The organism is Dietzia sp. SYD-A1, from assembly GCF_015356725.1.
In the GTDB taxonomy this organism is placed as follows: domain Bacteria; phylum Actinomycetota; class Actinomycetes; order Mycobacteriales; family Mycobacteriaceae; genus Dietzia.
The window spans coordinates 1-5,134 of the sequence record NZ_JADDKI010000441.1 but is presented as its reverse complement, the minus strand read 5'-3'; the positions used below and the strand labels follow the sequence as shown (position 1 = coordinate 5,134).

Below are 5,134 nucleotides of genomic sequence, written 5' to 3'. Positions count from 1 at the left end.
GAGCGGCGGAGGGCGCACACCGGCGGCTGCTGGGCGACGGGCGGGCGGCCCGGACCGTGACGGTCAAGATCAAGCGCGCGGACTTCACCTCGATGACGCGGTCGTTCACGTTGCCGGTGGGCACGACCTCGCTGGAGACGATCATCGCCGTCGCGCGGTCCCTGGCCCCCGACCCCGTGGACTTCGGCGCGATCCGGCTGCTGGGCGTGGGCCTGTCGGGACTGACCGAGATCCACCAGGACGCGCTGTTCGAGCAGGAGTTCCTGCCCGGGACGCGGCAGGGCCCCGGGCACGTCGACCTCGACGAGCTCCCCGACATCATCGGGGTCGGCACCACGGTCACGACCGATGACGAGGCCCCGGGCCCGGGTGCGGAGGCCGTGGACGACCCGCTCCCCGCCCCACCGGCGATCGGCGCGTGGCGTCAGGGACTGCAGGAGAGGTTCCGCACCGGTTCGGACGTCCGCCATCCCGCGTTCGGGCACGGCTGGGTCCAGGGCTCCGGCCACGGTCGGGTGTCGGTACGGTTCGAGACGGCGGTCACCGGCCCCGGTCGGATGCGGACCTTCGCCGAGGACGATCCCGACCTGGAGCTCGCCGACCCGCTGGACTCCCTGGGGTGGTGACGCGCGGGCCGAAGCGTCTGCACCTCAGCTGTAGAGGTGGTACCGGGACCACTGTGAGCGGACCTCGGCGGCGTCGGCGCGCGCGAGCAGCGCGGTGAGCAGGACCCGCGCCTGGGAGGAGCGCAGGTAACCGCAGCTCAGAACGCCTCGCCTCGCGAGATCCGCCCCGCCGCCGGGGCCCGAATACGTGGGCGTCGCCTCGCCTCTCGGAACACGGGTCGAGGTCGCCACCACGATGTCCGGGCGCTCCACGGACAGGTCCGCGACGGCCTCGGCCACAAGTGGGGGCAGGTTGCCGGACCCGGACCCCTCGAGGACCAGCCCGCGGGCCCCGGCGTCCACGCAGGCCCGCAGCGCCACGGCGTCCGAGCCGGGCGGGCAGGACACCACGTCCACCCGGGTCCCGGAGAACCGGGCCCGGCCGGGCAGGGTGGGTCGCTCGAGCTCCGGCGGCAGACCCTCGGCCGGCTGGTCCGGGGCGTTGCGGGCAAAGGCGACGGGCTCTGTGGTGTGCCACTTGCGGACCCCTCGGGCCTGGAGGATCGCCCGTCCCAGCACCACGAGGACGCCGAGACCACGTGAGACCGGGTCGGCCGCGAGCAGCACCGCGTCGAGGAGGTTCGCGGGCCCGTCGGACTCGGGGTGATCCGCGGGCAGCTGGGCACCGGTGACCGCCACCGGCCGGGGGTCGCTGTGGTGGAGGTCCAGCGCCATGACCGTCTCCTCCAGCGTGTCCGTCCCGTGGGCCACCACGACCCCGGCCACCTCCGGATCGGCGAGGACGTCCCCGACCGCGTCGACGAGGTCGTCCCACTCCGCGGGGCCGAACGTCGACGAGTCGGCGTCCAGCACGGCCCGCGCGCTCACCCGGATCGAGGCCGGCAGCGCCGAGCGCAGCCCGTCGAGCATGGCCTGCGTCGCCGCGGCCGAGTCGCCCGCCATCACCGCCCCTCCCGGCACCGTGGAGGCGGTGATCGTCCCGCCGGTGGTGCAGATCACGACGTGGGGGGTATCGGTGCTGGTCTGGACGCTGGTCACCCGGTCCACAGTGGTGGGCTCCGGGCCCGTCGTCAACCACCCGGGCCGTGGACGGTGGAACAATGGAGCGTCGGTATCCGTTGGGCTGCTGAACGGCCCGACAGTTGCACATCACGACGAAAGGACCAAGCGTGAGTCTTCGACGGACCATCGCCGCAGTCTCCCTCTCCGCCTTCGCCCTGGGCGGGCTCGCCGCATGCGGCGGGGATGACGACGGAGGGCGCGAGACGGCACCGGCCCCCACGGCGACCGAGCAGACGGCCGCCCCCGTGCCCACCGCCGAAGAGCTGACCCAGCTGCTCGCCCGGGCCTCCGACCCGGCGGTGCCGGTGGAGGAGAAGGTCGACCTGGTCGAGGGCGGGGCCGAGGCGCCGGAGCTCTTCGATCAGATCGCCGCGCTGAAGGCCGAGCAGGGCGCCGACGTGATCATCACCGGCGCCGCCGAGGGCGACATCCCCGGCACGCTCATCGCCAACGCGGTGATCATCCAGCCCGGCCAGGAGGACATCAACGTCCAGGCCCAGTTCATCCAGCAGGGCGGTCAGTGGCAGCTGCAGCAGTCCTTCGCCTGTGCGCTCATCACCAACGCGGGGCTCGAGCCACCGGCGACCTGCCAGGTCGCCTGATCTCCAGAGGAGCCCTCCGGGTCCCGCCCCTCGCCGGTCCTCACCCGGCGGTGCGGAACCGCAGCACCGAGTCCTCGACGTAGGTCGTGCGTCGGCCCGAACCCGGGTCCACGTACACGGCCCGCGTCGAGGACTCTGTGGTCCCGTCGACGGGCAGTGGCGCGCGGAGGTCCACGGTGAGTTCACCCGAGCCCGTCACCTCGTACGCCTCGACCTCCAGCGTGACGCCCGGGCCGCCATCCGGGGCCGGTGCGTCCAGGGTCGCGGCGGCCTCGGGGGCGTCCAGCTCCATCGTCACGGTGGCCACGTCGCCGTCGAGGGCGGCCAGCTCGTAGGTGACGGACCGCTCCGGCGCCACCGCGTCGTCGACGCTCCGGGTGACGGTCCACCGGGCCCCCACCCCGATCGCCTCGGTCGGCCACGCGACGGTCGCGTCGGACACGGCGTTCGCCGTGATCTCGACCCCCGCCCGTGCGGCATCCGTCGCGGTGGCCGGCGCCTCCAACGTCAGGCCGCGCACGATGCCGTCGGCACTGCGGGTCCAGGTGACCGCGAACCCGGGTGCGGTGGCGAACTGGGCGGAACGGAGCTCGTCCACGGAGGTGAAATCCCGGGCCGTGACGGTGGCCCGCTGGGCGCCGTCCACGTCCGGCTCCGACAGGCCCTCAACGGTCAGCGTCTGCTCGGGGGTCTCGTCGAGCCTCGGCTCCGCGCCCGGGACGGTCGTGCGAGCCGACGCGGATCTGGTGATGGCGACGGTCACGGCGTCTCGGGACGGGGAGTAGGCCATCACCCGCAGCTCCCCCGAGCCCTCGTCGAGGAGCTCGACCGTGGGGGCGGGTCCGGGGTCGACCTCCACCGCGGGCTCCAGAGCCCGATCCTCCTGAGCGGCGACGGCGTCGTCCCCGGGGGGGTCGCCCTCGTCCGCGCACGCGGCGGTGGAGGCCACGAGCGCGGTGGCCAGTGCGGCGACGAGCAGTCGCTGACCGGCCCGCACGGGTCGGGGACGGCCGGAGGCGGAGGGCGTTCGGAGGTTCACGACCCCCGAGCCTAGAGGGTCCGCCCACCGGGCCCGGCGGCCCCGCCGGGGGATCAGGGATACTGGAGCGCATGACGGAGACCAACGGGACGCGGTCCGATGCGGCGGGGACGACGCCCGGTGGGACCGGTGCCCGATACTTCAGGGCGGGGCCGGTCGCCATGCTGATGATCGCGGCGGCGATCGTGGCGGTGGATCAGGTGACCAAGGCGCTGGCGGTGTGGGGTCTCGAGGGGCAGGACCCGATCCGGATCGTCGGTGATTCCGTGCGGCTCCTCCTGCTCCGCAACCCCGGCGCGGCCTTCTCGATGGGCACGGGGTCGACAGTCGTGCTGAGCATCGTGGCCACCGTGGTCGTGGTGGGACTGCTGTGGTTCTCGCGGCGGGTCCACTCGAGGTGGTGGGCGTGGGGGCTCGGGTTGATCCTGGGTGGCGCCGCGGGCAACCTCGTGGACCGGTACGTCCGGGCCCCCGGCTTCCTGGAGGGCCACGTGGTGGACTTCGTCTCGGTGGGGTGGTGGCCGGTGTTCAACGTCGCCGATTCGAGTCTGGTCATCGGTGTGATCGTGGTGGCCGTCGCCGTGGTCAAGGGAGTGGAGTTCGACGGCTCGCGGGGGCCAGTGGAGAAGGGCGGGGCGGATGGGTGAGCTGCGCACCTTCCCCGTCCCAGACGGTCTCGACGGGATGAGGGTGGACGCCGGTGTCTCCCGCCTCCTCGGGCTGTCCCGGACCGCGGTCGCCGATCTCGCCGGGCAGGGCAAGGTGTTGGTCGACGGCCGGGCGGTGGGGAAGTCGGACAAGCTCACCGGGATGTCGTGGATCGAGGTCGAGATGCCCGATCCGCGGGCCGAGCCCGCGGTGGTCGCAGAGCCGGTCGAGGGGATGGCCGTCGTCTACTCGGATGCCGACCTCGTCGTCGTCGACAAACCCGTCGGCGTGGCGGCGCACGCCTCGGTGGGCTGGACCGGCCCCACCGTGATCGGTGGGCTGGCGGCCGCCGGATACCGCATCTCCACCTCGGGGCCGCCGGAGCGCAAGGGGATCGTCCACCGACTCGACGTGGGCACGTCCGGACTGATGGTGGTGGCGGCCTCCGAGCGGGCGTACACGCTGCTCAAACGGGCGTTCCGCGACCGCACCGTGGACAAGACCTACCACGCGCTCGTCCAGGGCCACCCCGATCCGCTGTCCGGGACGATCGACGCGCCCATCGGCCGCCACACGTCCAACGACTGGCGGTTCGCGGTCACCTCGGACGGCAAGCACTCCATCACGCATTACGACACGCTCGAGGCGCACCAGGCGGCAACGCTCGTCGAGGTCAAGCTCGAGACCGGTCGAACCCATCAGATCCGCGTCCACTTCTCGGCCCTCCACCACCCGTGCGCGGGCGACCTCACCTACGGCGCGGACCCGGTGCTGGCGAGGCGGTTGGGGCTGGAACGGCAGTGGCTGCACGCGGTGGGGCTCGGGTTCGATCACCCCGGCACGGGTGAACGCGTGGACTTCACCAGCCCGTACCCTGACGATCTCCAGCACGCGCTGGACGCCCTCCGCGCCGCGTGACCGGCCCTGCCCCGGCAGCCGACCGCTCCACGCCCCGGTCGGTCGCGCTGAGGGCTCTTTCGAGCGTGGGCGTCGGCGTGGTGATCGTCCTGGCGCTGGTCGCCGTCCTCACCGCTTTGCGCACCGAGCTGCCGCGCAATCCCGGGGTGATGAGCGATGCGCTGGGACCCGAGAACGGCGAACTGGTCGACGACTACCTGGCGCGTGCCGCGGGCTCCCTGGTCGACGACGGCGAGGCG

Annotated in this window: 5 protein-coding genes and 2 pseudogenes; 5 read left to right on the top strand and 2 right to left on the bottom strand. The window is 73.2% G+C overall.

The genetic code is table 11. From position 1 onward, the window contains the following. Positions 1 to 626, top strand: a pseudogene (locus IY392_RS15440) (DNA polymerase IV); the annotation flags it as partial. Between the two features lie 24 nt (positions 627 to 650). Here IY392_RS15440 and IY392_RS15435 read toward each other — a convergent pair. Next, on the bottom strand, positions 651 to 1,664 hold the full coding sequence (locus tag IY392_RS15435) for an asparaginase (RefSeq protein WP_309234196.1): 1,014 nt from the start codon (positions 1,662 to 1,664) through the stop codon (positions 651 to 653). 131 nt (positions 1,665 to 1,795) lie between these two features. Between IY392_RS15435 and IY392_RS15430 the strand changes: the two genes are divergently transcribed. Further along, complete coding sequence (locus tag IY392_RS15430) at positions 1,796 to 2,290, top strand: hypothetical protein (protein WP_095717318.1); 495 nt, start codon at positions 1,796 to 1,798, stop codon at positions 2,288 to 2,290. Between the two features lie 40 nt (positions 2,291 to 2,330). On the opposite strand, the gene IY392_RS15425 is transcribed toward IY392_RS15430, so the two are convergent. Continuing rightward, positions 2,331 to 3,329: a hypothetical protein gene (locus IY392_RS15425; protein ID WP_194861678.1), complete on the bottom strand. Its 999-nt coding sequence runs from the start codon at positions 3,327 to 3,329 to the stop codon at positions 2,331 to 2,333. Between the two features lie 71 nt (positions 3,330 to 3,400). Between IY392_RS15425 and lspA the strand changes: the two genes are divergently transcribed. The 3 genes and pseudogenes from lspA to IY392_RS15410 form a co-directional block, all read left to right on the top strand. Next, positions 3,401 to 3,976: a signal peptidase II gene (gene lspA / locus IY392_RS15420; protein ID WP_194861677.1), complete on the top strand. Its 576-nt coding sequence runs from the start codon at positions 3,401 to 3,403 to the stop codon at positions 3,974 to 3,976. Then, a complete protein-coding gene (locus IY392_RS15415) occupies positions 3,969 to 4,895 on the top strand; it encodes an RluA family pseudouridine synthase (RefSeq protein WP_107756231.1) in 927 nt (308 codons plus the stop codon). Before lspA ends, IY392_RS15415 begins: the two co-directional genes overlap by 8 nt. Next, positions 4,892 to 5,134, top strand: a pseudogene (locus tag IY392_RS15410) (hypothetical protein); the annotation flags it as partial. The gene IY392_RS15415 and the pseudogene IY392_RS15410, both read left to right, overlap by 4 nt.

Coding starts and splice junctions, on each gene's coding strand:
- IY392_RS15415 (WP_107756231.1), top strand. CDS start 3,969: ATGGGTGAGCTGCGCACCTTCCCCGTCCCAGACGGTCTCGACGGGATG.
- lspA (WP_194861677.1), top strand. CDS start 3,401: ATGACGGAGACCAACGGGACGCGGTCCGATGCGGCGGGGACGACGCCC.